Here is a 26,473-nt window from a genome sequence, read left to right as displayed (position 1 = left end):
CTTCTTCCTTTCTAAAACTTCAATGCCTCCCGGACCCGTTGCATTGTCGCCTCAGCTTTGCGGCTGGCCTTGTCCCTCCCGGCAGCCAGAACCTCTTCCACCAGACCCGCCTGTTCACTGTAATGTCTCCGCCTCTCCCTTAGAGGAGTCATTACTTCATTCAGACGTTCCGCCAGTTGCTTTTTGCAGTCAATACACCCAATACCAGCGGTACGGCAACCTTCGGCAATTTCCACAATAGCCGCAGGATTGTAGATTTTCTGATAGGTATAAACCACACATACGTCAGGATTGCCTGGATCCTGACGCCGAACACGGGCCGGATCTGTGACCATTTGTCGGATTTTTTGCCAGAGGCTTTCCGGCTCTTCTACCATGCTAATATCATTGCCATAGGATTTGCTCATTTTCCGTCCATCCAGACCCGGCAAAAGGGGAACCTCCCCCAAAATAGCCTGAGGCTCGGGAAAGAGCTGGGTCTGATAGAGATAGTTGAAGCGGCGCCCTACTTCCCGGGTCAACTCCAGGTGGGGTAACTGGTCCTGCCCGATCGGAACAGCATCGGCCAGATAGACGAGGATATCAGCCGCCTGCAGCAAAGGATAGCCCAGGAAACCATAAGTGTTGATATCCTTCCCCTGGTCACCAAACTGTTGAATTTGGTCTTTATAAGTAGGCACCCTTTCCAGCCAGGAAATAGGAGTGATCATGGAAAAAACCAGGTGTAGTTCCGCATGTTGCTGCACTTTGCTTTGCACAAAGATGGCCGCCTTTTCCGGGTCCAGACCAGCAGCCAGCCAATCCAGTACCAGTTCCCGGGTATTGGCCGCTATTTGTTCGGTATTTTCAAAGGCAGTGGTAATTGCATGCCAGTCAGCTACCATAAAGTAGCAATCATTTTCTTCCTGTAGTTTAACCCAGTTTTCCAGAACACTTAAATGACCGATATGCAAGCGCCCGGTCGGCCGCATGCCACTAAGTATGGTTTTTCTCTGCATTGACTGTGCTCCTTTCCCCATCTATGCTAGACTATTAAATTGGCTACAAATTGCAAGAAAGTAATTAATACATCCCGCAAGGGAACTAAAAGAACCCGATGAAAACCTGTTAGCAGCATCAAGAAAAGAATTGGATAGGAGTACTGTTCCAGCAGTTCCAGCCAGCGGGTATAGCGATAAGGCAACAGACCAAACAGGATTTTGGAGCCATCCAGAGGCGGAATGGGCAGAAGGTTGAAAACTGCCAAACCTACATTGATACTGAGAATTCCCTGCAAAATGATTTCAAGGACAGGAGATAGTTCAATTCCAAAACGGACCAACAACCCCCAGCTAATTACTGTCAGCAAGGCTATTAAGACATTAGTCAGCGGACCAGCCAGGCTTACCAGCATCATCCCTGTCCGCATATCTATTCGGCGGGTAAAGCGCACTGGATTGACAGGAACCGGTTTGGCCCAGCCAAAACCGGTAAAGATGAGCAACAATGTACCCACTGGATCCAGATGGGAAAGAGGATTTATATTTAACCGCCCTTCCCTTGCCGCTGTATCATCTCCCAGTTTATAGGCGACCCAGGCATGGGCAAATTCATGGAAAGCAAAACCCAATAATAAACCTGGTATACTCGCAATTAAGGAATATAAATCATTAAACATTAAATCCCTCTCTCCTTGCTATTTCTCTGGCCAATTGTATTTCATCCTCTCGCGTCACCGCTTTCCCATCCAGTTTAGAACGGCGGATCTCGGCCAGGATTGTACGATATACAGGTCCTCTGGGAATGCCCAGCTGAATAAGATCATTGCCGCTGATATGCAGTTTTAATTCGCGCCTGCGGGCATAATAGGCCTGCAACATGCCGTGGGGACCCGGTTTTTGAGTGGCCGCCAGGAAAAAAGCTCCTGCCTCCCAGCCCAATTCATCCAGATGGGCAGCCAATCGGCCCAGGGTAATCTGGGGCCATTCCCGCAACAGCAGCTGTACCTGGGGCCAGGCTTTCATGGCAGCGAGGATAGTGTCCCGTTCTACCGCTGCCAGCCGCATTCTTTCCACTACCTCTTCCTGCTGGGCCACAGGCAAACGGTACAACAACCCCATCATATAAGCCAGCCAGGGCTGGAATGCCTCCTTGCCTACCGCTTGTTCCTTCAACCATAAAATCTCCCTGGGTAAGGCCTCCAATACCAGACAACATTGCTGGTCCAGATTAAGCTCCGGGATAATCAGGTCCCAGAGACCTAATTCCTGCATGCGGAAAATAGCCTTGGAAGGATTGTCCTCACTAAAAATATGTTTCAGTTCCTCCCTGATCCGGTCATAGGATAGTTTGGTCAACCACTGATCCTTAATAGCCTGTTGCGCCAGCCGCAAAGTGGTAGTCTCCATTAGGAAATTATATCTCTGTTCAAACCTGATGGCACGTAAAATTCTGGTGGGGTCTTCTACAAAGGAAAGATTATAGAGAACCCGGATCACCCCTTCTTCTAAATCCCGCCGACCGCCAAAATAATCCACCAGCTGACCAAAGTTGTCCCGGGACAAATCGATGGCCATGGCATTGATGGTAAAATCGCGGCGGTACAAATCCTCCCGTAAGGTAGATTTTTCCACCCTGGGCAGGGCAGCGGGGTATTCATAGTATTCCGTTCTGGCGGTGGCCACATCGATTTTAAAATCATTGGGGAGGATGACTATGGCCGTGCCGAATTTTTCGTGGGTACGGACACGGCCACAGAAAAACTCGGCCAGTTCCTGACCAAAAGCAATACCATCCCCCTCTACCACCAGATCAATATCAAAGTTTTCCACTCCCAGCAAAAGGTCCCGTACAAAACCGCCTACCACATAAACCTGACGGTGATTTTTGGCCGCTACATAACTGATTTTAGCCAGCAAATCAGTGATTTCCGCCGGCAAGCGCTCCTGCAAAAGCTGTTTTATGGTCTTGCGCTCCCCGCTGGCGTCCTCTTCCGGCAAATAAACGGCCTGAATGCGATGGGGCAATAAATCCCCGTGTAGAGTTCGCAGAACGTCGGTCCTGGAAACGATACCTACCAGCCGTCCCTGCTCAACCACCGGCAGGCGGCCAATATTATGTTCAATCAATAATCTTTGAATTTCCGGCAAAGGTACATGCGGTTCAATGGTAATCACCTTACGGCTCATATAGCCTTTGACCGGAGCATGCCCCAGATTGTGCAGCTGGGCTTTATCAATGTCCCGCCGGGAGATAATCCCCACCAAATCCAGGTTTTCATTGACAACAGGTAAGCCGGAATGGCCATAGCGTAACATGATTTTCCCGGCTTCGTCAATGGAGGTATGAGGAAAAACGGTCTTAACGGGAGCTGACATCAGATCCCGGGCAGTTAGCAAGGGCCGGATCCGTTCTTTCATGATTTGTTCCAGTTGCTTGAGAACTTCATCCAAAGTCATATCTTTCACACTGGCAGATGCTGCCTTGGCATGACCAGCCCCACCAAAGGGTTCCAGCAAGTCAGCCACATCCACCCCTTCGCAGCGGCTGCGAGCTACAATTTGCACCCGATCTTCCATTTCTACTGCCGCAATGATCACATCCACTGCTTCTATTTCCCCCAGCTTGTGCACCAGCAATGCCAGCCCGCTGATAAATTCCTCCCCGCTGGAACGGCTGAGCAACACCTTGACCCCATTGACCAGATGATGCTGGGCATTGATGATCAGGCGGTTAAGCAACTGTTTCTGGCTTTCCGTCAGGGGGCGTTCAATGAATTCCGCCAGGAGCTTCAGGTTAGCTCCCTGGCGAAGTAAATATGCCACTGCTGCCGCATCCCGGGCCGTGGTTGTGGTAAAGGTCAAGGAGCCGGTATCTTCATAAATACCGATGGCCAGCAAAGTGGCTTCCAATGGATGCAGAGGCAAGCCCGCCCTTTGGATTTCCTCCACCAGCAAGGTGGTGGTGGCCCCCACCTGGTCCACCACTTCCACCTGGCCTTTTACATCCTCTTCATTGCGGGGATGATGGTCATAGATAATCACTTCCAGGCCGGGTTTACCGATGATTTTAGCCACTGGTCCCAGGCGAGAAGCGGTTTTGGTATCAACAACAATCACTTTCTTGACTTTATTTAACGGAATTTCTTTTGCCTTTCTGATCTGAAAAGTATCTTTATAAAGGGCCATAAACTCTTCTACATTGCGGCACATTTTCCCAGCTGCCACCAGAACAGCTTCCGGATGCAGTTTTTTGGCAGCCACCATGGCTGCCAGCCCGTCGAAATCCGTATTGCTGTGGCTGATAATTATCTCCATCTCCGTCCTCCGCCATTGCTTACTTTACCCTTGTATTATAGCAGAAACAGGCCTGGATTGCTATTTTTTGCAGCAATCAGAGCAGTCCCCAGATTTCCCCGGCATATTCCCTGATGGTTCTGTCACTGGAAAAACGGCCCGAACAGGCGATATTGGTCAAGCTCATACGTTGCCAGCGCTGGAAATCCCGGTATAAATTGTCGATTTTAGCCTGGGCTTCGGCATAAGGCAAAAAGTCCTTGAGGACAAAAAACTCATCACTGTGGGTCAAACTGGAATAAATATTGCTGAATTCTTCCCTGGCAGCGGGCAAAAAGCCATTGATCAGGGAATCCACCACTCGTTTTAGCCGCGGCAGGGAATTATATAAATACCAGGAACTGTAACCGCCATGTTCATAATAGTGCATTACCCTGTCTGCAGTAAGCCCAAAGAAGACAATATTATCCTCTCCTACTGCTTCTCCAATTTCAATATTGGCACCATCCCGGGTTCCTATGGTAATAGCTCCATTCATCATGAATTTCATATTGCCTGTACCCGAAGCTTCTTTTCCTGCCGTTGAGATCTGTTCACTCACCTCAGCCGCAGGCATGACCAGCTCCGCCAGGGAAACCCGGTAGTTTTCCAGAAAACAAACCTGTAAACGGTCATTAAAGCGGCGGTCATTGTTGATTTTCTCGGCAACTGTATTGATAAGTTTAATAATACTTTTAGCCATATAATAGCTGGGTGCTGCTTTACCGCCAAAAATAAAGGTACGGGGTACCAGGTCCAGGTTGGGCTCATCCAGCAAGCGCAGGTACAAGTCCAGTACATGCAGAATATTTAAGAGTTGGCGCTTATATGCATGAATACGTTTCACCTGAACATCAAACAGAGAAGCCGGGTCTACTTTCAGACCACAATGCTGGTAAATAAACCGGGCCATCCTTTCCTTGTTCTGACGCTTGATAGATGCCGCCCTTTCCTGTAAATCCCGGTTATCAACCAGGGGTAACAGACGTTTCAGTTCTTCCGGTTCCCGGATCCAGCTATCCCCAATCACTTCTGTAAGCAGTTCCGCCAGCTGCGGATTAGCTTTTAACAACCAGCGGCGATGGGTAATACCATTGGTTTTGTTAGTGAATTTTTCGGGAAAATACTCGTAAAACTCCCGCATTTCCCTGGTTTTCAAGATCTCTGTATGAATTCTGGCCACTCCATTGACCCGGTAACTACCGGCTAGAGCCAAATGAGCCATTTTTACATAACCGTCTGCCACTACCGCCATCCGGTGGATACGCTCCCAATCACCGGGATATCTCCCCCAGAGAGCCCTGCAAAAACGTTCATTTATCTCCTCCACGATCATGTAAATCCTGGGCAAAAGCTGTTTGAACAGCTCAATAGGCCATTTTTCCAGGGCTTCAGCCAGAATGGTATGGTTGGTATAAGACACGGTTCTAGTGGTTATATCCCAGGCTTCATCCCAGCCCAGCCCTTCTTCATCCATAAGTATCCGCATTAACTCAGGAATTACCAGTACCGGATGGGTATCATTAACCTGGATAGCGATTTTTTCCGGCAGCAAATGCCACTGATTGGCGTAGCATTTTTTGAAATAGCGCAAGATACTCTGTATACCGGCAGAGACAAAGAAGTATTGCTGTTTTAAGCGCAGTTCCCGTCCTTTATATGTATTATCATCCGGGTACAGTACCTGGGAAATAGCCTCCACCGCATATTTATATTCTACTGCCTTCAGGTATTCCCCTCGGCTAAAACAGGCGAAATCGAATTCCGTCCTGGCCACTTCTGCACTCCATAAACGCAGGGTGTTAACACAATCATTGCGATAACCGATGATGGGAATGTCATAAGGCACTGCTATTATTTCCTCATAGTTTTCATGAATAAAATTCAACCGGCCCTGTTTTTCCTCCACCCTGACCTGACCGCCAAAGCGCACCTTAACTGCTTTATCCGCCCGCCGGGTTTCCCAGACATTCCCTTCTTTCAGCCAATTTTCCGGCAGCTCTACCTGATAGCCATTAACAAGTTTTTGTTCAAACAGCCCGTATTTATATCTGATACCACAACCGTGGCCAGCCAGTCCCAGCGATGCCAGGGAGTCGAGAAAACAGGCTGCCAGTCGGCCTAAACCGCCATTTCCCAGGCCTGCATCCGGTTCCACTTCTTCCAGCAGGGAATAGTCCACTCCCAGTTCCTGTAAAGCCGCTTGCCAGTTCTCCTGCCAGCCCAGGTTGATTAGATTATTGCTCAATAGACGCCCTAACATGAATTCCAGGGAAAAATAATAAACCTGTTTTGTCTGTTGCTGGGCATGTCGTCGTTTGGATTCCACCCAGCGCTGGTAAATGGCTTCCCGCACCAGATGTCCCAGCACCTGATATTTCTCCTGCTCTGTCGCTTCTTCCAGCGTTTTGCCGAACAAAGCTGCCAGTTTCTCGAGAAATGCCTGCTTAAAACTCTCCTTGTCTGCCAGCATGCCACACCCTCCTCTAATCTGTGCTCTTATATATCTATTCTCACATACTTTTGCAATAGTAGCAATCCTTCCCTTTATATTATATAATAATTTGCAAAAACAGGAGGGTGTAGAGATACGTGGTCAGCCACTTTCTGCTGTTATCGGGGTTTCTTAGCTGTGGTATGAATCAACCTGTGGAAACCCCGGTGGTTCTGGAAATAAAAAAAGGCAAACTCCAGCGGCTCATTCCCTGGCAGGCTTACCCTGCGGACTTACCTGCTCCCGATACAACCTATGCTGATTGTTATGCCCTCACCCCGCTGGCAGATGCCCATGTCCATCTGGCTCTAGACGGGGTGGATTTTGCAGCTGCCCGGGCCCGCTGGAACGACGAAACAGGTATGCACCATATGTGGCAAACTAATCTGGAATCGATGGCCAGAGCCGGTGTGCTGGCAGCCCGGGATGGCGGGGACCGCCAGGGCTGGGCCCATCGTCTCGCCGCCCAAATGGACAGCCTTTTTTATATACATACCACCCATCCCGCCTACTGTCGGGAAGGGGGATATGGTACTGCCTTTGCCCATCCCCTGGGGCGTAATGCCATGCCTCCCTGGGGCGAGCTGACGACACAAATTAGAGCCAATGGCTCCCGGCACCTGAAACTGATGCTATCAGGCATTATTTCCTTTACCGAATACGGCCAGGTCGGGCCCTGCCAGTTTACAGAGAAGGAATTGTCCGCTTTAGTAGCTCAGGCCAATGGGGCAGGATTACCCCTCATGGTACATGCCAGCGGTGCTGAAGCCAGTGCCTTAGCTGCCAGTTGCGGGGTACACAGTCTGGAACATGGTTACTTCCTCACCGAATCCACCCTGACCCAGCTAGCGCAAAAGGGCATTTACTGGGTCCCCACTCTGGCTCCGGTAGCCGCTCAGGCCCGGGCCTATCCGGTAGCAGCCCGCAGCCTGGATAGGCAAATGCAAATGGTAGAACTGGCCCGGCAATTGGGAGTGCCGGTAGTAGCAGGCAGTGATGCCGGGGCCACAGGAGTCAGACATGGTTTTGGCTTACTGAAGGAACTGGAGCTCCTGGGTCAGTGTGGCTACTCACCACTGGAACTGCTGACAAAGGTTTTGCGCCACACCTGGCAATCCCTGAATCCTGACCTGGATCCTGTCTGGCCTCTCCCGGCCTTGAACCTGTATCGCCAGCCGCCCTGGCAAAAGCTTTCTGCCCTTTCTGCCGATCTGATTACCATCCTCTGGTTGGGAGATGATGAAATTGCAAGAACAACACTGGCAAAAAGTCACCTTAAGTTTTCCCCGGCCTCGTCTGACTGACCCGACGGCAGTTTTACAGGCCGGACTGGAAAGGTTATGGCAGCAGCAGCCCCTGGCAGCCGGAGCTACCGTGGCCATACCGGTAGGCAGCCGGGGCATAGCCGTTTTACCCACCCTGCTCAAACAAATTCTGGATTTTTTGCGTCAGCGTCAGGTTACTCCCTATTTGATTGCCGCCATGGGCAGTCATGGCGGTAGTACCGCTGAAGGACAATTGCGGGTCCTGGCTGAACTGGGTATTAGTGCTGACACTATGGGCTGCCCGGTATATCCCGGGGTTGTTACCCGGGAAACTGACAGGCTGAAGAATGGCACCCCGATATTTACCCTGGAATTACCGCTGCCCACCAATGCTATTCTGTTAATTAACCGGGTTAAACCTCATACTTCTTTTACTGGTCCCTGGGAGAGCGGTCTGGTCAAAATGCTGGCTCTGGGTATGGGCGGTCCTGCTGGAGCAGCAGCCTTACATGCTGGCGGCCCCCAGAGCTTAAGCCAGCGTCTGGGTGAAGCCGCCCGGCTGCTGCTTACCCGCCTGCCGATCTGGGGAGGCATAGCCATTCTGGAAAACGCCTATCAGGAACTGGCCGACCTGGTGGCTCTTACTCCTGCAGAAATTCTGGCAGAAGAACCACAATTACTGGCCCGGGTTAAAGGCTGGCAACCCCGTCTGCCCTGGTCAGAGATCGATTTGCTGATGGTGGAGGAAATCGGGAAATGTTTTAGTGGCACTGGAATGGATACCCATGTTATCAATCGCCTGGGTATTCCCGGCCTACCTGCACCAGCTCCCTCTCCTCTGATCAAACTGATTCTGGTTTTGGACCTGGCCCCGGCATCCCAGGGCAATGCCTATGGAATCGGACTGGCTGATCTTACCACCCGGCAGCTGGTCAACAAGATTGACTGGACAGCCACCTATGCCAATGCCTTAACTACCGGATTTCTTGAGCGAGCCAAACTACCCCTCGTAGCTGCCGACGAAAAAGAGGCCCTGCACTGGGCCTCCAGAATACTGGGACATCGTCCCCGCTTAACTGTCAGAATTAAAAATACTCTGCAGCTGGATACCGTCTGGTTATGGGAAGAAACTGACTAGGGAACTGCCGGTCCAGGTTGCCAGCTGACCTCTACCACGGTCCCGGCTGCTTTTAGCATATTATATACCGGACAGCGTTTTTTGATTTGCTGGGCCAGGCGTTCCAGCTGTTCCTGATTGGCAGTGCTATCAATGCTAATCTCCTGTTTCACCCGGGTAAAATAGGGAGGTACATCTCCTTTACCCATAATACCATCGGTATTTAATTCCCCTTCTGCCCGCATCATCAGACCATTGACTTCAATGGCCATTTCTTTCGCAATCATTACCGCCATCACGGTGGTACAACCCAGTAACGAAGCCAGGACATATTCCATCGGGGTGGGAGCTGAATCCTGTCCGCCCAGATCTCCGGGCTCATCCATGGTTACGGGGGAAAACTCCCTGATGGTAATCTCGCTTTTCATTTGTTCTACCCAGTGGCTTTTAGCCTGCAATGTAATAATCATGGGCCTTACCTCCTGTCAGTTATTTCACTAACAGGATGGCGAAAGGGCCCTATTCTTATGCATGCCTTTCGGCATTAAAAAGGCGGTCCAGTAGTTCGGGCAGCACTTTTTCCGCTTCCGCATTTATTACCTCCACCCTGGCCCCGGCCAGGCGAGCTCGTTCGGTAACATAGCGGGCAGTGGAAGTATAAAAGGAAGTGCCAATAACCAGCAACAGTTCGGCATCAGCCACCAGATCCAGGGCCTGGGGCAACTGGGCCAGCCAGTCGCCATATAAGACGACATTGGGTTGCAGCACCTCCCGGCAGTCAGAACAAAAATGATTGTCTTTAACTACTGTAAAAGGATATTGGCGTTGACAGACCGGACAAAAAACATAGTCCAGATTGCCGTGAATTTCCACTAGCTCTTTGGTCCCGGCTTTACGGTGCAGGCCATCAATATTCATGGTTATTACCGGAATCTGATAGCGGGCCAGGGCCAGATGAGCAGGATTAGGTTCTGCCTGGCTTATTCTTTCATACATTTGCCACAGCTTCTGGTAGAACTCCTGCGGCTCCTCTTGAAAATAGTTCCGGGTCAGGTAGTCTCTGATTCCGGGCATTTCTTCAAAAGTAGGTATACCACTGGCTTTAGAAATGCCAGCTCCGGTGAAGGCGATTATTTTCATCCTTCTCACCTCTGCTCCTTAGAGATGAACATAATTTATCGGGTCCTGAAAACCTGCCCGGGAAAAACCCTGTAAACGCAAAAGACAGGCATCACAACGACCACAGGCCTTTTCTCCCCCCCGATAGCAGGTGGTTGTAAGGTGCAGGGGAGCCTTCAGCTCCATACCCAGTTTAATAATACCAGCCTTATCCAGATTGATTAAGGGGGTTACAATCTCGATTCTTTGAGCATCCCTGGTTGTCGCTTTAGTCGCATAATCCACTGTGGCCTGAAAGCGCTGGATAAACTCCGGTCGACAATCGGGATAGCCGGCATAGTCAAGGGCATTGACCCCGATATATATCCGTTCTGCTCCTACCACTTCAGCATAGCCGACGGCATAACTGAGGAAAATCAGATTGCGGGCTGGAACATAAGTAGGGGGAATGTCCTTGCGCTCTATATCCCCTTCCGGTACTTCCATTGTCCCCGTCAGGGCACTGCCCCCGATAGCATCCATGTTGGTAGTAATAATTAAATGCCGGGGACAGTGATAATATTCGGCAATCTGGCGGGCACTGTCCAGTTCCCGTTTGTGGCGCTGGTTATAATCAAAGGAAATGGGATATAGCTCATAACCATCCCGGTGCGCTAAAGCCAGACAGACGGTGGAATCTATGCCCCCGGATAATAAGACAACCGCTTTTTTCATGTTCTTTGCTCTACCTCCATTCTCATCCATAAGTATAACCTATTTTGATGCTTTTGCAACAGTTATAACGCCAAAAAACAGGCCACCCAAAACGGGTGGCCTGTTTTTTACTCCTCAATTTCAATGGCCCCTACCGGACAACCATCCGCCGCATCCCGGGCACTGGCCTCAGCCTCCGCTGGAACTGGATCCGCAATAACCAGGGACAATCCGTCCTCCCCTAGCTCAAACACCTGGGGACAAATGGCGGCGCAGGCTCCACAGCCAATACACAGATCCTTATTCACTCTGGCTCTCATTTTCCCTCACTCCTTTCTGTTCTTAATCCAATTATACCATCCCCTGCCAGCAACTCCTGTGACCGGGCTCACAATTGCTGTCTTTTTTTGTATAATCCTCAAGTAACGGCAAAAAATAAAATAAATCCACAGCAAGGAGGAGCAAACCATGACCGATACCTACTATCACGCCCTTTTAAGAAAAGGCTACACCCGGCGCGATTTTTTACGCCTGTGCACCATTCTCACTGCTACCATGGGTCTGGATGCCTCCTTTATTAGCCAGGTTGCTCATGCTCTGGAAACCAAACAGCGATTACCGGTTATTTATCTGGAATTGCAACTATGCACCTGTTGTTCCGAATCCTTTATCAGAACCGCCCATCCCCTCTTTTCAGACCTGATCCTCAACCTGATTTCTCTGGATTACATGGAAACCCTGATGGCCGCTGCCGGAGAACAAGCAGAAGCAGCTAAAGCTAAAACCATGCAGGACTATCGGGGCCGCTATTTGCTTGTTGTGGAAGGAAGTGTGCCTTTAAAAGATGATGGTATATACACTACTATTGCTGGCAAAACTGCCCGCCAGGTCCTGCTGGAAGCTGCAGAGGGCGCACTGGCAGTTATCGCCTATGGCTCCTGTGCCACCAACACCTGTGTTCAGGGGGCCAGCCCTAATCCTACCGGAGCTGTCGCCGTTAAGGATATAGTGCGGAACAAACCGGTTATTGATGTGCCTGGTTGCCCACCTATTGCAGAAGTAATCGCAGGGGTGGTTGCCCACTATGTTACCTTTGATCGTTTGCCGGAGCTGACTGGATTGGGCCGTCCCAGAGCCTTCTACAATCATCGTATCCATGATAACTGCAATCGCCGGGCCTTTTTCGATGCCGGTCTTTTTGTGGAGCAATTCGATGATGAGGGGGCCAAACAGGGCTGGTGCCTCTATAAAATGGGCTGCAAAGGTCCCACCACCTATAATGCCTGTGCCATTACCCAGTGGAATAATGGAGTCAGCTACCCTATCAAGTCCGGCCATCCCTGTCTGGGCTGTTCGGAGCCCAACTTTTTCGATAACTCGCCCTTTTATACCAGGCTGGCGCATATACCTGGTCAGGCTAAACCGGTTGACCCCGATGAACTGGGTAAAAAAGTGGTTGGTGTCACAGCTGCCGGAGTGGGGTTACATGCCCTGGCCACCGGAGTGTTAAAAACCAAAAAGAAAGAAGAAGGTGAAAAGCATGGCCCAAAGAATAGTGGTTGATCCTCTAACCAGAATTGAGGGACATTTACGCATCGAAGCTGATGTAGAAGGGAACGTGATCAAGGAAGCCTATAGTTCCGGCACTGCCTTTCGCGGGCTGGAACTTATCCTCAAGGATCGGGATCCCCGGGATGCCTGGGCCTTTGCCCAGCGTATCTGTGGGGTTTGTACCCATATCCATGCCATTGCCTCCGTACTGGCAGTAGAAGATGCCCTGAAAATTGAAGTGCCTAAAAACGCCACCTTGATCCGCAATATCATGAATGCTACCCAGTTTGTCCATGACCATGTAGTGCATTTCTACCACCTGCATGCCCTGGACTGGGTGGATATCACTTCTGCCTTGAAAGCAGACCCGGCTGCGACCAGCCGTCTGGCCCAATCTCTTTCTGACTGGCCCAAATCCTCCCCTGGCTATTTCCGGGATTTACAAAAACGCTTGCAAAGTTTTGTTGCCAGTGGTCAACTGGGTATTTTCACCAATGGCTACTGGGGGCACCCGGCCTATAAGTTACCACCGGAAGTCAACTTACTGGCAGTGGCCCACTATCTCGAAGCTCTGGAATGGCAAAAAGATATAGTCAGGATACATACCATTTTTGGTGGTAAAAATCCCCATCCCAATTATCTGGTTGGCGGTATGGCCTGCACCATTAATCTGGATAACGATAATACCATAAATATGGAACGTTTGAATCTGGTGGGCCGGGAAATCGATAAAGCGATTGAGTTTGTGGAAAAAGTCTACCTTCCCGATCTGCTGGCCATTGCGTCCTTTTATAAAGACTGGACCTATGGTGGTGGCGTAGGTAATTTTCTGGTCTATGGCCATCTAGCTGACCGGGGTAAAAAAGAAACCGGAGAAGAAATTTTTCCCGCCGGGGTAATCTTAAATCGCAATCTGAATGAGGTCCATGACATAGATGTAAAGGATCCAGAACAGATTCAGGAATTCGTTGACTATTCCTGGTATGAATATAGTGGAAGCAAAGGGCTGCATCCCTGGGAAGGACAGACCAATCCCAAATATACCGGCCCTCGTCCTCCTTATAAGCAACTGGATACAACCGGCAAATATAGCTGGCTCAAAGCTCCCCGCTGGCGGGGTAAACCTATGGAAGTGGGTCCACTGGCCCGTATACTGGTAGGTTATGCCCGGGGCCAGTCCCGGATTAAGGAAGAAGTAGATTCCGCCCTGGCTAAACTGGGATTGGGCAAGGAGGCTTTATTTAGCGCCCTGGGGCGTACCCTGGCCCGCGGCCTGGAAACCAGGATCCTGGTCCACTTCCTGAAGAAAACCTATGCTGAACTGCTGGCCAACCTCAAAGCCGGTGATACCCGGGTTTTTAATCCGGAAAAATGGGATCCTTCCACCTGGCCCAAAGAAGCCAGAGGTGCGGGCATTACTGAGGCTCCCCGCGGCGCTCTAGGGCACTGGGTAAAAATCAAAGATGGCAAAATCACTCTCTATCAAGCAGTAGTCCCCACTACCTGGAATGCCTCCCCCCGGGATGGTCTTGAGCAGCGCGGCCCTTATGAGGAAGCTCTGGTCGGAACACCTCTGGCCGATCCGGCAAAGCCTCTGGAAATTTTGCGAATTATTCATTCCTTTGATCCCTGTATTGCCTGTGCTGTCCATTTAACTGATCTCACTACCAGTCAACCCCTGACTGAAATAAGGTTTTACTAAGGAGGGTATGCGATGCTGCGCAAAGCCATCTATGTCTGGGAATGGCCGGTCCGCTTCTATCACTGGTTAAATGTCTTTTTGATCATTACCCTTTTTCTCACCGGCCTCTATATTGGCTTTCCCAAATACAGGCCGGCTGGAACCGAAGCCTACTCCTTTTTTCTGATGGGTAAAGCCCGCTACTGGCATGGCTGGGCCGCCTGGCTGTTTATAGCCAATTTCCTTTTCCGTTTTTACTGGGCTTTTGTCGGCAATGAGTATGCTCGCTTTCGTCCCTGGCGAAAAGGATTTTTTGCCGATGGCCTGGAGACGTTAAAGTACTATCTTTTTCTCAAAAAAGAACATACGGTACATACCGGCCACAATGTCCTGGCCCAGCTTACCTACTTTTTCATTATCTGGATCAACTCCGCCTTTATGATTGCCAGTGGACTAGCCTTGCAAGGAGAGATTCATCCCGGCGGCTGGCAGGAACGCTGGTTTGGCTGGCTAATCCCCTTCTTTGGCGGTAATTCACTGGTTCTGCGCAGTTATCATCACCTGGCGGCCTGGCTTTTTGCTGCCTTTGTCGTCTTGCATCTCTATACCGTAATACGTCAGGATATCCTGGATGATGATGGCACCGTTTCGTCTATTTTTAGCGGCTATAAATATGTTCCTGTCAGAGAGGACAGAGAAAATGGCTAAACCGGTTGTTCTCGGGCTGGGTAATCCTCTCTATCGTGATGAAGGAATAGGAATTCATCTACTGCAGAGATTACGTCAATCCGGTCTTGCTTCTCAGATAAAACTGGTGGACGGCGGCACCGGGGGTTTATCCTTATTGCCCGTAATTGAAACTGCTGCACAGCTTTTGATCATCGATGCCGTAAACTGGGACAAGCCCCCGGGTACCGTGGGTCTTTTTAGTTATGAGCAGTTAATCCAGCTGGCCCGGCCCCGGCTCTCCCCTCACCAGGTAGCCCTGGCTGATTTACTGGCCCTGGCCTGCTGGCGTGGTAAATTGCCCCCTGACCTGGTCCTGCTGGGAATTCAACCTGCTGACATCAGACCTGGTCTGGAATTGAGCCCACAGGTCAAAGCAGCCATACCCGTAGCTTTAGAACAAGTCTATGATATTATTGCCTTTTATTTCGGTGCAGGATGGCATTGTTGACACAGATTAGTTGCTGGACGATGGCAGGCAAGACAGTTATTCTTATCCCTTCGATATTCCCGCCCGTGGGTTATTGCCCATGCTGGCTCCTGATGGTTTCGGGGTTTAAGACTATTGGGATCCCGGTGGCATTTCAAGCATTCATCTACAGGTGCTTTACCAGCGCCTTTAACCCGATGGCAGGCCAGACAATCTTTCATTTTTAACCGGGCTCTGCTACCATGGGCTACCCCACTGTGGCATAAAGTACAATTATAGCCCCGGCTATGTTTTTCGTGATTGTAAATTATGCCAGGCATGTTTTTTAACTCAGCAGGCCATTGCTGATGACAGCTCTGGCAACGCTCATTTTTTACCGTAGCCTGCGGCCTGGGCTCCAGATTAAGTAAAGTTATCATCAGCTCCCTAACTCCGCTAATTTTGGCCTTTACCACGCCAGCGAAGCCGGGCTCAGCATGACAGGCATAACATTCTACATCTTTATGGGCAGATTGGGTCCAGCTTTGATAAATAGGCTCCATCAAGTGACAACTGGCACAAAACTGCGGTTTACTGGTATAGTAACTTGCCCCTGCCAGAATTACAATTAGCAAGAATCCTGAAACCAGTATAATTTTTTTAAGATTTTGGGCTGTTAACATCTCTCTCCCCCCTAGTTAGAAATATTAAATAAAATTATCCCTTTCCCTGCCATCTAGTCTATTTTTAGTGCATTTGTACTATAAATAAAACCCGGCTACAGCCGGGTTGTTGCCTATTTTTTCAATCTCTCAGGAATTACATCATTTTGTACCAGGTCAGCATAGCTTTCCCGGCGGATAATCAAATCTGCCTGCCCATCCTTGACCAGTACCGCAGCCGGTCTGGGTACCCGGTTATAATTCATGGCCATAGAGTAGTTATAAGCACCAGTGCAAAATACAGCCAGAATATCTCCGGGCTCAGTACGGGGAACTGCCAAATCCCAGATTAGCATGTCCCCGGATTCGCAGTATTTCCCGGCCACAGATACCACTATTTCTGCCGGTTGATCAGCTTTGTTGGCCAGCAGGGCCGAATACCTGGACTGATAGAGCGCCGGTCTGGGGTTATCACCCATGCCGCCATCAACGGCAATGTAAGTTCTTACTCCTGGTATCTCCTTCACTGAACCGACAGTATAAAGAGTAGTACCAGCCGGGCCAATGATAGAACGACCGGGCTCCACTACCAGGCGGGGTAAAGGCAAATCTCTTTCTTCACAGCCAGCAAGAACTGACTCCCGGACCAGTTGCCCATACGCAGCGATAGAGGCCGGTTCATCCCCTTCGGCGTAGTAAATACCAAAACCCCCACCCAGGTTCAGTATTTCTGCTGTAAAGCCCAGCCTGCTACGCAGCTCAGCCAGAAAATCCAGCATAACTTGCACTGTGTAACGGTAGCTTTCAAGTTCAAAAATCTGGGAACCAATATGGCAATGCAATCCCTTTAGGTCTATGTGAGGCAGCTGCAGGGCTTCCTCCACAATTGCCAAAGCCTGGCCGGTAGAAATAGCTGACCCGAACTTGGAATCAATTTGTCCGGTCTGGATGTATTCATGGGTATGAGCTTCTACCCCTGGGGTAATTCGCAAAAGGATGCTGGCCTTGACGCCCCGCTCCCCGGCCAGGCCATTGAGCAGATGCAGTTCGGTGAAATTATCCACTACAAAATAGCCGATACCGGCAGCTAACGCCATCTCGAGCTCGGCAGGGGATTTGTTATTGCCATGAAAATAAATCCGGGCAGGATCAAACCCTGCCTCCAGGGCAGTATATAACTCACCGCCAGAAACCACATCCAGGCCCAGTCCTTCTTCCTGAATAATGCGGGCCATGGCTTTGGTCATGAAGGCTTTCGAGGCATAAATTACTTCTCCCTGAATACGCTCATCCTGCATAAAAGCAGCCCGGTAGGCGCGGCAGTTTTGCCTGATCAGTTCCTCATCAAAAACATACAAGGGGGTACCAAACTCCGCTACCAGACCTGCTGTATCGCAACCGCCAATGGTTAAGCGCCCTTCGGCATTGATGCTCATAGTACCATGCAAACGCATATCATCATCTCCTATCACCAATAGATATTATGATTTTTTCTGAGAAACCGTTAACCTTCAATCACAAAAGTCCGGGAAAATTCTATCAATCACTATAACATGTTTTTTCCCTATTGACAATCTTTCTCACTGTCCTTTTGCCTATGTATACAATATATCTGCATAACAATGCAAAAAGCAGGAACACATTATCTGAGTGTTCCTGCTTGAGTAATTTATAATTCCACTTTAGGCAAGTTAGCCAGGGCTTCTTTAACCAGCCGTTCCGGATATTCATAATCCTGGATTTTACCGGTCAAGTAATCATCATAAGCACTTAAATCGAAGTGTCCATGGCCGCTTAAACAGAACACGATGGTTTTAGTTTCCCCGGCTTCCTTGCAACGCAGGGCCTCTACTATTGCCGCTTTAATGGCGTGGGAAGATTCGGGGGCTGGCAAAATCCCTTCAGTGCGGGCAAAGAGAACAGCCGCCTCAAAAACCTGAGTCTGGGGATAGGCCACTGCCTCAATCAAGCCGTCCTTTAAGAGCTGACTGACCAGCGGGGAATCCCCATGATAGCGTAACCCACCAGCATGAATGCCAGGAGGCATGAAATCATGGCCAAGAGTATACATAGGCATAATGGGAGTCAGCTTGGCCACATCACCATAGTCATAGGCATAGACCCCTTTGGTCAGGGTGGGACAGGCTGCCGGTTCTACGGCGATAATGCGAGTTTTCGTTCCCTTTAGAATTTTGTCCCGGACAAAGGGGAAGGAAATACCGGCAAAATTGCTGCCGCCTCCACAGCATCCGATTACAATATCAGCTGCTTCATCCACTTTGGCCAGTTGGGCCTGAACTTCTTGCCCGATTACCGTCTGGTGCAGACAGACATGATTGAGGACACTGCCCAGGGCATAATTGGTATCTTCCCGGCTGGCGGCATCCTCTACCGCCTCACTGATAGCAATGCCCAGACTGCCCGGTGAATCCGGGCTTTGTTCCAGCACTGCCCGCCCGGCCTGGGTCAGAGGCGAAGGACTGGGAATCACCTCAGCGCCAAACACCCGCATCAGTGAGCGCCGGTAGGGCTTTTGCTGGTAAGAAACCTTAACCATATACACAGTGCATTCCAGCCCGAAGAAACTGCAGGCCATGCTGAGAGCACTACCCCACTGCCCGGCCCCTGTTTCCGTTGCCAGCCTCTTAATGCCAGCCTGTTTATTGTAAAAGGCCTGGGGAATGGAGGTATTGACCTTATGGCTGCCTGCCGGGCTGGTCCCTTCATATTTATAGTAAATCCGGGCCGGAGTGTCCAGGGCTTTTTCCAGGCGATGGGCCCTGAATAAGGGCGTTGGTCTGAATAAGCGATAAAGCTGCTGAACTTCCTCAGGAATCTCGATATATGGTTCAGTGCTTACCTCCTGTTTGATCAGTTCCAGCGGAAATATAGGCAACAAATCTTCCGGAGTGACCGGTTGACCTGTTCGGGGATTGAGCGGGGGTGGCGGTAAATTGGGCATATGAGCCTGAATGTTATACCAGACGGTAGGCATTTCTTTTTCAGTGAGCAGGATTTTGGTATCCGCTCTCATCTCTCCTCAACTCCTTCTTGCCATGCTCTTCTCCCTCAAATGGAAAAAGAAGGCTCCATGCTTGTATTTTAGCATAGAGCCCACAACTGTTCAATAACAATTTTATTTTCCAGCCGCTGTTTCGCGGGCTGCTTCTGCTTGCGACCAGCGCCCGCAGCGGTCTCCCCAGCGGGCTACGGTTTCTCCGTTTTGTTTTAATTCAATAACCTCACAGAGATTGGGGCAATATTTGCACTCAAAACTGCCAGAGGCAAAATCTTGCTGACAGAGACTCCAGCCTTTAAACCTGGTAGTTTGTCCTTGCAGGACCGCTTCCCGGGCCAGGATGGCAGCTCCTACTGCTCCCATTACATTAAAGTGGGGCGGGACAATAATTTCCATCCCCAGGGCCTTTTCAAAAGCAGCCCGGATGCCGGCATTGGCGGCAACTCCCCCCTGAAAAACCACTGGTGCCAAAATCTCTTTGCCTTTACCTACATTATTGAGATAATTTCTGACCAGGGCTTCACATAAACCGGCGAGAATATCGGCCAGATCGTGACCCATCTGCTGTTTATGGATCATGTCCGATTCAGCAAAGACCGAGCAACGGCCAGCAATGCGTACCGGGTGGCGGGCAGCTAAGGCCCGGGGCCCGAACTCTTCAATGGGTATATTAAGACGCGCCGCCTGCTGGTCCAGGAAGGAGCCGGTACCGGCAGCACAAACAGTGTTCATGGCAAAGTCCGCCACAATCCCGTTTCTCAGAATAATAATTTTCGAATCCTGCCCACCTATTTCCAGCACTGTTTGTACCCCAGGCACCAGCGTAGAAGCAGCCACGGCATGGGCAGTGATTTCGTTTTTAACCGCATCCGCACCCACCAGTAAAGCCGCCAGCTGGCGCCCACTACCGGTAGTGCCCACCCCGCGGATAGTGGCTTTACCGGCCCAGCTTTCAGCAATTTGGGCAAGACCCTCCTGCACCGTAGGGATAGGCCGTCCCCGGGTTCTGAGATAAAGGGCTTCCTTAATCTCCCCTTTTTCATCCATCAAGACAATATTGGTACTGACTGAACCTACATCAATACCGAGAAATGCTTTCATTTCTCCTGTTAACCTCCTTTTGGCGAACCAGCAAATCCACAAAGGCCTCCAGTCTGGTCTGCAAGCCAGCCTCACCGGTATGCTGGTCAAAATAGAGCGTCATGGCAGGAATGCCCAGCTCATTGCTCACTTGAGGCAAAATACTCTGCGCTACAATTTCCGGCATACAGGTCAGAGGAGCAACCTGAATCAAGCCATCAAAACCTTTCTGAGCCCACAATACTGCATGGCCAATGGTATCCTGACCATGTCCGCCCACGAAATGATTTAAATAAGGACTGGCAGCCTGACAGGCCTGATGGCTATCCGGAATACCGGGGATCAATCCCCGAAAAAGATGTTCATTGATCCAATGGCTCAAATACAGACTCCGTTCCACCTCGACCCCCAGCGCTCCTAAGCGGCGTTCAATTTCCAGGTTGGCAAAGGGCTCCAGCAGGCAATAAATCTCTCCCGTTAAACCGATACGCACAACTTTTTTGGCCCAATCCACTGGCAAACTGTACAGCAGTTGCTGGGAATGCGTCACCGCCTGCTTAATTTCCGCCAGAGTCCGGGCCTGATCCAGGCAGACCTGGACCTGGCGCCAGGCTTTTTCCACTTCCTCCGGCTGGTAGGCCCGGGCCCTCAAGGTAGCCACCAGTCGTTCCAGTCGGTCCAGGGCCGCCAGTTTATGCCAGGCCAGGCGCAAAGCCTTCATCACCCGCCAGAGGGGCTGATTGCCGGTAATTCTCCGCAGGCGCTGTATAAACTGGGAAATGTGTTTCTCCGGCGGTTCCAGCACTACCATTTCCAGTTCATAACCCAGGTCTTTCAATATTTCCCGTTGAACCTGGGCATAATAGCCAAATCGGCAAGGCCCCATGCCGCCTGCCATTAAAATTGTATCTGCCCCTAGCTCGGCAGCTTCAATAAAGTTGCCCAGATTTATTTTCAGCGGCAAACAGGCGAACTCCGGGGAATGACGACACCCCAGTTCCAGAGTGCGTTTTGTAATGGGAGGTGGCACAATCGTTTCCACTCCCAGTTCCCTTAATAGTCCCTTTACCCCGATAGCCATCGTCCCCATGTGGGGAAAAGTTACTTTAGGCACCGCACTGTTTCCTCCTTCTCTGCAGCATATCGATAAAGGCTTCCACCCGCGTCACCAGCCCTGCCTCCCCGCTATGCTCATCAATAGTCAGGTTAAGAACCGACACCCGCCCTGCTCTTTGTAAACGCCGGGTAATAATTTCACCGGTAAATGAGTCAGGCCCACAGCCGAAGGCAGAGAGATGGATTAACCCGGATAATCCTTCTTGCTCAGCCAGGTGTAACGCGGTTCCCAGCAAATGGCGGTTCAGGGTCCAAAATAGCCTTTTGGGCATTTGGGCTGCTCCCGCTTCTGCTTCCTGGACGGGCACATCTTCCGGAGTAACCACTTCTACACCCAGCTGCTCCAAATGCTGGAGGAGCCCCAGATTAATGTAATTATCATACAGATTATAGGGATGAGCAATTACAGCTACTTTCAGTCCCCTGCGGCTGTTTTCGCCTCTCAGCGAACGGGTGTGCTGGCGCCACCAGCTGATCCCCCCGGCTTTCTGCCAGAACACCCAGGCTTTAAGCAGGGCTCGTCCCGCTTGTATCGGATGCACTCCCAGCTGTTCAGCCGTCTCCCGGGCCGCCAGCCAGAGCTGCCGTCGTCCGCCATTCAGATTGATAGTAGGCTTTAGCAAGGGTACAGGCAATTTTAAACAGGCCCGGGCCATATCCGGTAGCCCCAGGAATTTGGGACAAATATAAGCCCTTTTCTCCACGGCCACCAGCCGGGGAATGAAAAGATAGTCCACACCCAGATTAATCACGGCCTGAACATGCCCCAGAAACACCTTTACCGGCAAACAGGCTTCATCAACAGCCAGACGCACTCCGGCATCGAGGATTTCCTTGTTAGTCTCCGGTGATAAAATAGGCTCTGCCCCTATCTGACGAAAAAATTCGGTCCAGAAAGGATTATAGCTATAATAAAGGAGGGCCCGGGGAATCCCCACCCGCGGAGCCCGTTTCTCACTGATTTTAATCTTTCTCATTTTCCTCTTTCTCTCCTTTTCCAAACTGAGGTTTCCGTGAGGGAATAGGAATGGACTGCCCCGGTTGCCGGTCAGTATCTACTGGCTTCAGGATGCTGGGCCGGCTGTTCTGAATCGGTACTGGATAACGAATCAGAATGGCTTTCAAAGCTGTCCAGTTAAAAGGTATTAGCGGCCAGAGATAGGGTACTCCAAAAGACCTGGACCGGGCCAGGAAGACAAATAAGGCCAGCACGCCTAGCACCAGACCGGGCCAGCTTAAAGCGTAGACCAGTATAATCAAGAGATAGCGCCACAATCTTAATGCCATTCCTAGCTCATAACTGGGGGTAGCAAAAGTTCCAGTAGCAGCAATGGCCATATACATAATTACCTCTGGAGCAAACATCCCGATATTAATTGCTACCTCACCGATCATTAAAGCCGCGATCAAACCCAGGGAAGTGGTCAATGGGGATGGAGTATGGATAGCCGCCATCCTGACCACATCGATACTGACTTCAGCTATGAGAAACTGCAGGATCAGAGGAACATTCCCTATTTTTTTCGGCCCAATAAAACTCAGTGCTTTCGGCAACAATCCGGGATGCAGGGAGAAAAGCAACCATAAAGGAACAACTACCAGGGAAGCTACAATCGCCAGTAACCGTACCCAGCGGATATATGCACCCACGATTGGCGCCTGCCGGTATTCCTCAGCATGCTGGACGTGGTGAAAAAAGGTTGTAGGTGCAATCATAATACTGGGGGAAGTATCCACCATAATCAGCACATGCCCTTCCAGCAAGTGGGCTGCTGCCACATCCGGCCTTTCAGTATAGCGTACCTGGGGAAAAGGGTTCCAGGCATTATCCTCTTTAGTAATCATCTCTTCCACAGACTTTTCCGCCATAGGCAAACCGTCGATATTTAGTTTTTCCAGACGCCGTTTGATATCAGCTACCAGTTCCGGGCTGGCGATATCCTCGATATAAGCCAGACAAATATCGCTTTTAGACCTCTTCCCTCCCGATAGCATGATAAATCTCAATTTGGGGTCTCTGATCCGCCGCCTGATCAAGGCAGTGTTGAAAATAATGGTTTCCGTAAAGCCATCCCGGCTACCCCGAACTACCTTTTCCAGATCGGGCTCCTCCGGCCCCCGGGCCGGATAGCGCCGGGCCTCAACGATAATGGCTTCCTGTTCGCCTTCGACAATAAAAGCGGTGCGACCGGCCAGTACATGGGAAGCAATTTTGTCCAGGGCAGCTTCTGTGGTCACCTGGCCGTGACTGAGGTAGGTCTGTACCAGTTTGTGCAAAGTGGCTGGTACCAGGTCATTGCGCTCCACCATAGAGAGAATCCGGGTCATATCCAAAATGGAGGTCGAGTCAACCAGACCATCTACAAAATACATCTGTATTTTTTTCTGACCGAATTCCAGGGGGCGGCTATGTACATCAAAACTAATTCCAGCAGCCAGGATTTTATCCAGCTGGGCCACATTTTCCTGAAAATTACGGCCCAATTTGCCGCTCAGCATTTCCTCCCGTTCAGCCATGCTGGTTGCCTCCTTGTTCAATAATGTATCGTAAAGCCTTAGTCGTTAAAGGTGCGCCTTTCGCCCAGCTATCTGCCCCTTGCTGTTTGCCTATATCCCCGATACCAACAATTACTGGTACCCCCAGAGAACGCAACATATCTACCGTATCTCCCTCCAGATAAAGATGGCCTTCCGGCTCTGGTTGCCCTTCCTTGTCCACGGGACCGGATATTATTTTTCCATCAGCTGTTATGGAACAATCCACTCTGACCCCATCCGCTCCCTTGTCATTGGAAGCTACCGCTACTGCGCCAATAATTTCTACTTCCCGGCATTTAGCCAGGAAACGGGCCAGCTGCTCTCCTTTCCCCTGACCTTCCTTGCCGCGGTCATCCACCATGATTACTACCGGCTCACCCCGGGCTTCCCTGATTAACTGCAACAATTCCGGGCCACTTATTGGCGTTGGATTGCCGGCCGAAGCAGAAATACAGTGAGCCTTAATATTAGCCGCAGCTTTCTCTACAGCTTTACGGGCCACCTTGTCCCCGTCAGTAACCAGGATTACCCGCTTGCGTTGCCCCATTTCAATCACCCCGCGGATTGAACAGGGCAGCGATTAAATAACCAAAGACAATGGCAGCCGTAAGGCCAACAGCGGCGGCTTGCAAGCCTCCAGCAAAAGCGCCCAAAAGCCCTTTAGACTGTACCGCTTTAATGGCACCCTGCGCCAGCGCATGGCCAAACCCCGGTAAAGGTACAGTGGCTCCTGCCCCTGCCCAGTTGACCAGAGGCTGATAGACACCCAGGGCGCTTAGAAGGGCTCCCCCCGAAACAAATCCGACCAGTATATGAGCCGGGGTGATTTTATGACTGGTTAAATCCATCAAGAGCTGTCCCAGTAAACAGATTGCCCCCCCAACCAGAAATGCCTTAAAGTAAATCATGCCTTTCTCCTCCTAAAGCCTTTCTACGGCAATGGCATGGCCAATGCCCGGGATAGTCTCCCCTTGCTGTACTGAAATGGGACTATGTAAAGATCCGGAACCCACCAGTAAAACCCGTTTAAATCGCCCTTTCAACATTTCCTGATAAAGCCAGCTACCCCATACGATCGCTGAGCAGCCACAACCACTGCCACCGGCGTGCACATCCTGAATGGGGTCATATACTAATATTCCCGCATCGGTATACTTATTAGTCACATCAAAGCCAGCTTCTTTCAATATCCTTTCGCAAAGAGCCTTTCCAATACTGGCCAGGTCACCACTGATGATCAGGTCATAATCCGCCGGACTGCGGCCTGTATCGCCAAAATGGGTAAGGATGGTATCAGCTACTGCTGGCGCCATAGCTGAGCCCATATCATTGGGATTATCCTGCCCTAAATCCATCACCTTGCCGATAGTAGCATGGGTAATATACAGACCTTCCCCAACGGCTCCTAAAACCATGGCCCCTGCCCCGGTCACTGTCCATTGTGCCGTCATCGGTCGTTGAGTTCCTAATTCAGTGGGATAGCGATACTGCCTTTCGGCAGTATCATAATGACTGGAAGCTGCAACCACCAGGTGACGGGCAAAACCACCGTCTATAATCATCGCCCCCAGGGCCAGGCCTAAGGCCATGGTAGAACAGGCCCCATACAGACCAATCAATGGTATACCCAGATCCCTGGCCGCAAAATTGGCAGTGATAATCTGATTCAACAAATCACCCGCTAGCAGAAACTCGATATCCATAACCGTAAGGCGAGAATGGCTGATGGCCAGCTCCACCGCATCCTTCAACATCTTTCTTTCCGCCTGTTCCCAGGATTTCTGTCCAATCAGCTGGTCAGGATAGGTTAGACTGTAATAAGTGCCTAACGGTCCTTTGGCTTCCATAGGCCCAGCCGTGGTGGCAGTAGCGAGAATTACCGGCGGATTGGCAAACTGTATCGTCTGTTTGCCGATTTTTTTCCCTTTCATCTATTTCCCTCCCCCTACCAGGTAAAATAACAGTCCAACTAACCAGGCCGTTACCGTACCAAAAACAATCACAGGACCAGCAATGGTAAATAGCCGGGCGGCAACCCCAAAAACCATTCCTTCGCGTTTATACTCCAGTGCCGCTGCTACCATAGAGTTAGCAAAACCGGTAATTGGAACAATCGCTCCAGCACCGGCAATTCGCCCAAATGTATCCCAAACCCCTAGACCGGTGAGAAAGGCAGCTACAAAAACCAGTGTAGCTGCAGTTGCCGCTGTGCTATCCAGAAAACTCAATCCCTGTCTCTGATAAAAATTAATTAACAATTGCCCGACAGTGCAAATTAAACCTCCGAAAAAGAAAGCAAAAAAGGCATTTTTCAATACTGGCGGCCTGGGCGCTAACTCCTGAATCATTTGCTGATATGCCTTCTGTTTATTTTTTTTACCAGGATATTGTGCCAGAATACCCATGATATCCCCCCCACATTGAGAAAGGACACCTGCCGGTGTCCTTCCCGGTTATTTCAGTACTTCATCAGTGTAAGCGATCTTAACATTGGCTTTAAATTCTGTCAGTTTACCATCTTCAACGTTGGCGGTCATATTATATACTTCCACGCCGGTGATGTTCTGAACACTCCTGGATGCTTCCTCCACCGCCCTCTGCACTGCATCCTTCCAGCCAATGGGAGACTCGCCTACCAGTTCTACTACCTTGACAAACATGCCTTTCCCTCCTTTCATTCACTCTTTAGC

Annotated in this window: 26 protein-coding genes; 6 read left to right on the top strand and 20 right to left on the bottom strand. The window is 50.4% G+C overall.

Annotated elements, in window-relative coordinates; translation table 11 throughout:
• Positions 1 to 11: 11 nt before the first annotated feature.
• The 4 genes from trpS to CTH_RS05955 form a co-directional block, all read right to left on the bottom strand.
• A complete protein-coding gene (trpS, locus tag CTH_RS05970) occupies positions 12 to 998 on the bottom strand; it encodes a tryptophan--tRNA ligase (RefSeq protein ID WP_078664778.1) in 987 nt (328 codons plus the stop codon).
• Positions 999 to 1,024: 26 nt separating this feature from the next.
• Positions 1,025 to 1,657 (bottom strand): site-2 protease family protein, encoded by a 633-nt coding sequence (locus CTH_RS05965; RefSeq protein ID WP_078664779.1) that lies wholly within the window; start codon positions 1,655 to 1,657, stop codon positions 1,025 to 1,027.
• Positions 1,650 to 4,295 (bottom strand): CBS domain-containing protein, encoded by a 2,646-nt coding sequence (locus CTH_RS05960; protein WP_078664780.1) that lies wholly within the window; start codon positions 4,293 to 4,295, stop codon positions 1,650 to 1,652. Before CTH_RS05960 ends, CTH_RS05965 begins: the two co-directional genes overlap by 8 nt.
• Before the next feature lie 76 nt (positions 4,296 to 4,371).
• Entirely contained in the window at positions 4,372 to 6,786 is a 2,415-nt protein-coding gene (locus CTH_RS05955; RefSeq protein WP_078664781.1) for a glycogen/starch/alpha-glucan phosphorylase, read from the bottom strand.
• A gap of 119 nt (positions 6,787 to 6,905) precedes the next feature.
• Here CTH_RS05955 and CTH_RS05950 point away from each other — a divergent pair, with 119 nt between their 5' ends.
• Positions 6,906 to 8,111 carry an amidohydrolase family protein gene (locus CTH_RS05950; protein ID WP_107753323.1) on the top strand — a complete coding sequence of 402 codons (1,206 nt, stop codon included), beginning with the start codon at positions 6,906 to 6,908 and terminating at the stop codon, positions 8,109 to 8,111.
• Positions 8,053 to 9,210, top strand: a complete 1,158-nt coding sequence (locus CTH_RS05945; RefSeq protein WP_078664783.1) for a nickel pincer cofactor-dependent isomerase, group 22 — start codon at positions 8,053 to 8,055, stop codon at positions 9,208 to 9,210. Before CTH_RS05950 ends, CTH_RS05945 begins: the two co-directional genes overlap by 59 nt.
• Here CTH_RS05945 and CTH_RS05940 read toward each other — a convergent pair.
• The 4 genes from CTH_RS05940 to CTH_RS05925 form a co-directional block, all read right to left on the bottom strand.
• The gene (locus tag CTH_RS05940) at positions 9,207 to 9,659 is read right to left on the bottom strand and encodes an OsmC family protein (protein ID WP_107753321.1); all 453 of its coding nucleotides are present in this window, start codon (positions 9,657 to 9,659) and stop codon (positions 9,207 to 9,209) included. The genes CTH_RS05945 and CTH_RS05940 overlap by 4 nt on opposite strands.
• A gap of 55 nt (positions 9,660 to 9,714) precedes the next feature.
• On the bottom strand, positions 9,715 to 10,329 hold the full coding sequence (locus CTH_RS05935; RefSeq protein ID WP_078664785.1) for an SIR2 family NAD-dependent protein deacylase: 615 nt from the start codon (positions 10,327 to 10,329) through the stop codon (positions 9,715 to 9,717).
• A gap of 18 nt (positions 10,330 to 10,347) precedes the next feature.
• Positions 10,348 to 11,022 (bottom strand): 7-cyano-7-deazaguanine synthase QueC, encoded by a 675-nt coding sequence (gene queC, locus CTH_RS05930; RefSeq protein ID WP_078664786.1) that lies wholly within the window; start codon positions 11,020 to 11,022, stop codon positions 10,348 to 10,350.
• A gap of 107 nt (positions 11,023 to 11,129) precedes the next feature.
• Positions 11,130 to 11,321 carry a ferredoxin gene (locus CTH_RS05925; protein WP_078664787.1) on the bottom strand — a complete coding sequence of 64 codons (192 nt, stop codon included), beginning with the start codon at positions 11,319 to 11,321 and terminating at the stop codon, positions 11,130 to 11,132.
• A 148-nt stretch (positions 11,322 to 11,469) separates the two neighbouring features.
• Between CTH_RS05925 and CTH_RS05920 the strand changes: the two genes are divergently transcribed.
• From CTH_RS05920 to CTH_RS05905, 4 genes are read left to right on the top strand one after another with little or no spacing between them, the layout of a single operon-like run.
• A complete protein-coding gene (locus CTH_RS05920; protein WP_078664788.1) occupies positions 11,470 to 12,564 on the top strand; it encodes a hydrogenase small subunit in 1,095 nt (364 codons plus the stop codon).
• Positions 12,542 to 14,254 carry a nickel-dependent hydrogenase large subunit gene (locus CTH_RS05915; RefSeq protein ID WP_079906642.1) on the top strand — a complete coding sequence of 571 codons (1,713 nt, stop codon included), beginning with the start codon at positions 12,542 to 12,544 and terminating at the stop codon, positions 14,252 to 14,254. The genes CTH_RS05920 and CTH_RS05915 overlap by 23 nt, the downstream gene beginning before the upstream one ends.
• Positions 14,255 to 14,266: 12 nt before the next feature.
• Complete coding sequence (gene cybH / locus CTH_RS05910) at positions 14,267 to 14,941, top strand: Ni/Fe-hydrogenase, b-type cytochrome subunit (RefSeq protein ID WP_078664790.1); 675 nt, start codon at positions 14,267 to 14,269, stop codon at positions 14,939 to 14,941.
• Positions 14,934 to 15,410 carry a hydrogenase maturation protease gene (locus CTH_RS05905; protein ID WP_159071853.1) on the top strand — a complete coding sequence of 159 codons (477 nt, stop codon included), beginning with the start codon at positions 14,934 to 14,936 and terminating at the stop codon, positions 15,408 to 15,410. The genes cybH and CTH_RS05905 overlap by 8 nt, the downstream gene beginning before the upstream one ends.
• Here the strand turns inward: CTH_RS05905 and CTH_RS05900 are convergent.
• The 12 genes from CTH_RS05900 to CTH_RS05845 all read right to left on the bottom strand — a co-directional run bounded on the left by CTH_RS05900 (position 15,383) and on the right by CTH_RS05845 (position 26,443).
• Positions 15,383 to 16,051: a NapC/NirT family cytochrome c gene (locus CTH_RS05900; RefSeq protein WP_107753319.1), complete on the bottom strand. Its 669-nt coding sequence runs from the start codon at positions 16,049 to 16,051 to the stop codon at positions 15,383 to 15,385. The two genes, CTH_RS05905 and CTH_RS05900, sit on opposite strands and share 28 nt — an antisense overlap.
• Before the next feature lie 113 nt (positions 16,052 to 16,164).
• Positions 16,165 to 17,484, bottom strand: a complete 1,320-nt coding sequence (gene lysA / locus CTH_RS05895) for a diaminopimelate decarboxylase (RefSeq protein ID WP_078664793.1) — start codon at positions 17,482 to 17,484, stop codon at positions 16,165 to 16,167.
• 215 nt (positions 17,485 to 17,699) lie between these two features.
• Positions 17,700 to 19,064, bottom strand: coding sequence for a TrpB-like pyridoxal phosphate-dependent enzyme (locus CTH_RS05890; protein ID WP_078664794.1), 1,365 nt, complete (start codon positions 19,062 to 19,064; stop codon positions 17,700 to 17,702).
• Between the two features lie 102 nt (positions 19,065 to 19,166).
• Entirely contained in the window at positions 19,167 to 20,150 is a 984-nt protein-coding gene (locus tag CTH_RS05885; RefSeq protein ID WP_078664795.1) for an acyl-CoA dehydratase activase, read from the bottom strand.
• Positions 20,128 to 21,243, bottom strand: coding sequence for a CoA protein activase (locus CTH_RS05880; protein WP_318262794.1), 1,116 nt, complete (start codon positions 21,241 to 21,243; stop codon positions 20,128 to 20,130). The genes CTH_RS05885 and CTH_RS05880 overlap by 23 nt, the downstream gene beginning before the upstream one ends.
• Entirely contained in the window at positions 21,236 to 22,222 is a 987-nt protein-coding gene (locus tag CTH_RS05875; protein WP_078664796.1) for an acyl-CoA dehydratase activase-related protein, read from the bottom strand. Before CTH_RS05875 ends, CTH_RS05880 begins: the two co-directional genes overlap by 8 nt.
• A complete protein-coding gene (locus CTH_RS05870; RefSeq protein WP_107753317.1) occupies positions 22,209 to 23,762 on the bottom strand; it encodes a spore germination protein in 1,554 nt (517 codons plus the stop codon). The genes CTH_RS05875 and CTH_RS05870 overlap by 14 nt, the downstream gene beginning before the upstream one ends.
• Entirely contained in the window at positions 23,755 to 24,330 is a 576-nt protein-coding gene (locus CTH_RS05865) for a stage V sporulation protein AE (RefSeq protein ID WP_078664798.1), read from the bottom strand. The genes CTH_RS05870 and CTH_RS05865 overlap by 8 nt, the downstream gene beginning before the upstream one ends.
• Position 24,331: 1 nt before the next feature.
• Positions 24,332 to 24,691: a stage V sporulation protein AE gene (spoVAE, locus tag CTH_RS05860; protein WP_079906637.1), complete on the bottom strand. Its 360-nt coding sequence runs from the start codon at positions 24,689 to 24,691 to the stop codon at positions 24,332 to 24,334.
• 12 nt (positions 24,692 to 24,703) lie between these two features.
• Entirely contained in the window at positions 24,704 to 25,714 is a 1,011-nt protein-coding gene (gene spoVAD, locus CTH_RS05855; protein WP_079906636.1) for a stage V sporulation protein AD, read from the bottom strand.
• Positions 25,715 to 26,188 (bottom strand): stage V sporulation protein AC, encoded by a 474-nt coding sequence (gene spoVAC, locus CTH_RS05850; protein WP_078664801.1) that lies wholly within the window; start codon positions 26,186 to 26,188, stop codon positions 25,715 to 25,717.
• 48 nt (positions 26,189 to 26,236) lie between these two features.
• Positions 26,237 to 26,443 (bottom strand): dodecin family protein, encoded by a 207-nt coding sequence (locus CTH_RS05845; RefSeq protein WP_078664802.1) that lies wholly within the window; start codon positions 26,441 to 26,443, stop codon positions 26,237 to 26,239.
• Between the last annotated feature and the right edge of the window lie 30 nt (positions 26,444 to 26,473).

The sequence above is a fragment of the Carboxydocella thermautotrophica genome (genome assembly GCA_003054495.1).
In the GTDB taxonomy this organism is placed as follows: Bacteria; Bacillota.
Note: the sequence above shows the minus strand (reverse complement) of the source record. Positions and strands in the feature narration are given on the sequence as shown.

Coding starts and splice junctions, on each gene's coding strand:
- CTH_RS05935 (WP_078664785.1), bottom strand. CDS start 10,329: ATGAAAATAATCGCCTTCACCGGAGCTGGCATTTCTAAAGCCAGTGGT.
- CTH_RS05965 (WP_078664779.1), bottom strand. CDS start 1,657: ATGTTTAATGATTTATATTCCTTAATTGCGAGTATACCAGGTTTATTA.
- CTH_RS05925 (WP_078664787.1), bottom strand. CDS start 11,321: ATGAGAGCCAGAGTGAATAAGGATCTGTGTATTGGCTGTGGAGCCTGC.
- CTH_RS05920 (WP_078664788.1), top strand. CDS start 11,470: ATGACCGATACCTACTATCACGCCCTTTTAAGAAAAGGCTACACCCGG.
- CTH_RS05890 (WP_078664794.1), bottom strand. CDS start 19,064: ATGAGAGCGGATACCAAAATCCTGCTCACTGAAAAAGAAATGCCTACC.
- CTH_RS05885 (WP_078664795.1), bottom strand. CDS start 20,150: ATGAAAGCATTTCTCGGTATTGATGTAGGTTCAGTCAGTACCAATATT.
- CTH_RS05875 (WP_078664796.1), bottom strand. CDS start 22,222: ATGAGAAAGATTAAAATCAGTGAGAAACGGGCTCCGCGGGTGGGGATT.
- CTH_RS05900 (WP_107753319.1), bottom strand. CDS start 16,051: ATGTTAACAGCCCAAAATCTTAAAAAAATTATACTGGTTTCAGGATTC.
- CTH_RS05960 (WP_078664780.1), bottom strand. CDS start 4,295: ATGGAGATAATTATCAGCCACAGCAATACGGATTTCGACGGGCTGGCA.
- CTH_RS05915 (WP_079906642.1), top strand. CDS start 12,542: ATGGCCCAAAGAATAGTGGTTGATCCTCTAACCAGAATTGAGGGACAT.
- CTH_RS05905 (WP_159071853.1), top strand. CDS start 14,934: ATGGCTAAACCGGTTGTTCTCGGGCTGGGTAATCCTCTCTATCGTGAT.
- lysA (WP_078664793.1), bottom strand. CDS start 17,484: ATGCGTTTGCATGGTACTATGAGCATCAATGCCGAAGGGCGCTTAACC.
- cybH (WP_078664790.1), top strand. CDS start 14,267: ATGCTGCGCAAAGCCATCTATGTCTGGGAATGGCCGGTCCGCTTCTAT.
- CTH_RS05845 (WP_078664802.1), bottom strand. CDS start 26,443: ATGTTTGTCAAGGTAGTAGAACTGGTAGGCGAGTCTCCCATTGGCTGG.
- spoVAD (WP_079906636.1), bottom strand. CDS start 25,714: ATGAAAGGGAAAAAAATCGGCAAACAGACGATACAGTTTGCCAATCCG.
- CTH_RS05940 (WP_107753321.1), bottom strand. CDS start 9,659: ATGATTATTACATTGCAGGCTAAAAGCCACTGGGTAGAACAAATGAAA.
- CTH_RS05870 (WP_107753317.1), bottom strand. CDS start 23,762: ATGGCTGAACGGGAGGAAATGCTGAGCGGCAAATTGGGCCGTAATTTT.
- spoVAC (WP_078664801.1), bottom strand. CDS start 26,188: ATGGGTATTCTGGCACAATATCCTGGTAAAAAAAATAAACAGAAGGCA.
- spoVAE (WP_079906637.1), bottom strand. CDS start 24,691: ATGATTTACTTTAAGGCATTTCTGGTTGGGGGGGCAATCTGTTTACTG.
- CTH_RS05955 (WP_078664781.1), bottom strand. CDS start 6,786: ATGCTGGCAGACAAGGAGAGTTTTAAGCAGGCATTTCTCGAGAAACTG.
- CTH_RS05865 (WP_078664798.1), bottom strand. CDS start 24,330: ATGGGGCAACGCAAGCGGGTAATCCTGGTTACTGACGGGGACAAGGTG.
- trpS (WP_078664778.1), bottom strand. CDS start 998: ATGCAGAGAAAAACCATACTTAGTGGCATGCGGCCGACCGGGCGCTTG.
- queC (WP_078664786.1), bottom strand. CDS start 11,022: ATGAAAAAAGCGGTTGTCTTATTATCCGGGGGCATAGATTCCACCGTC.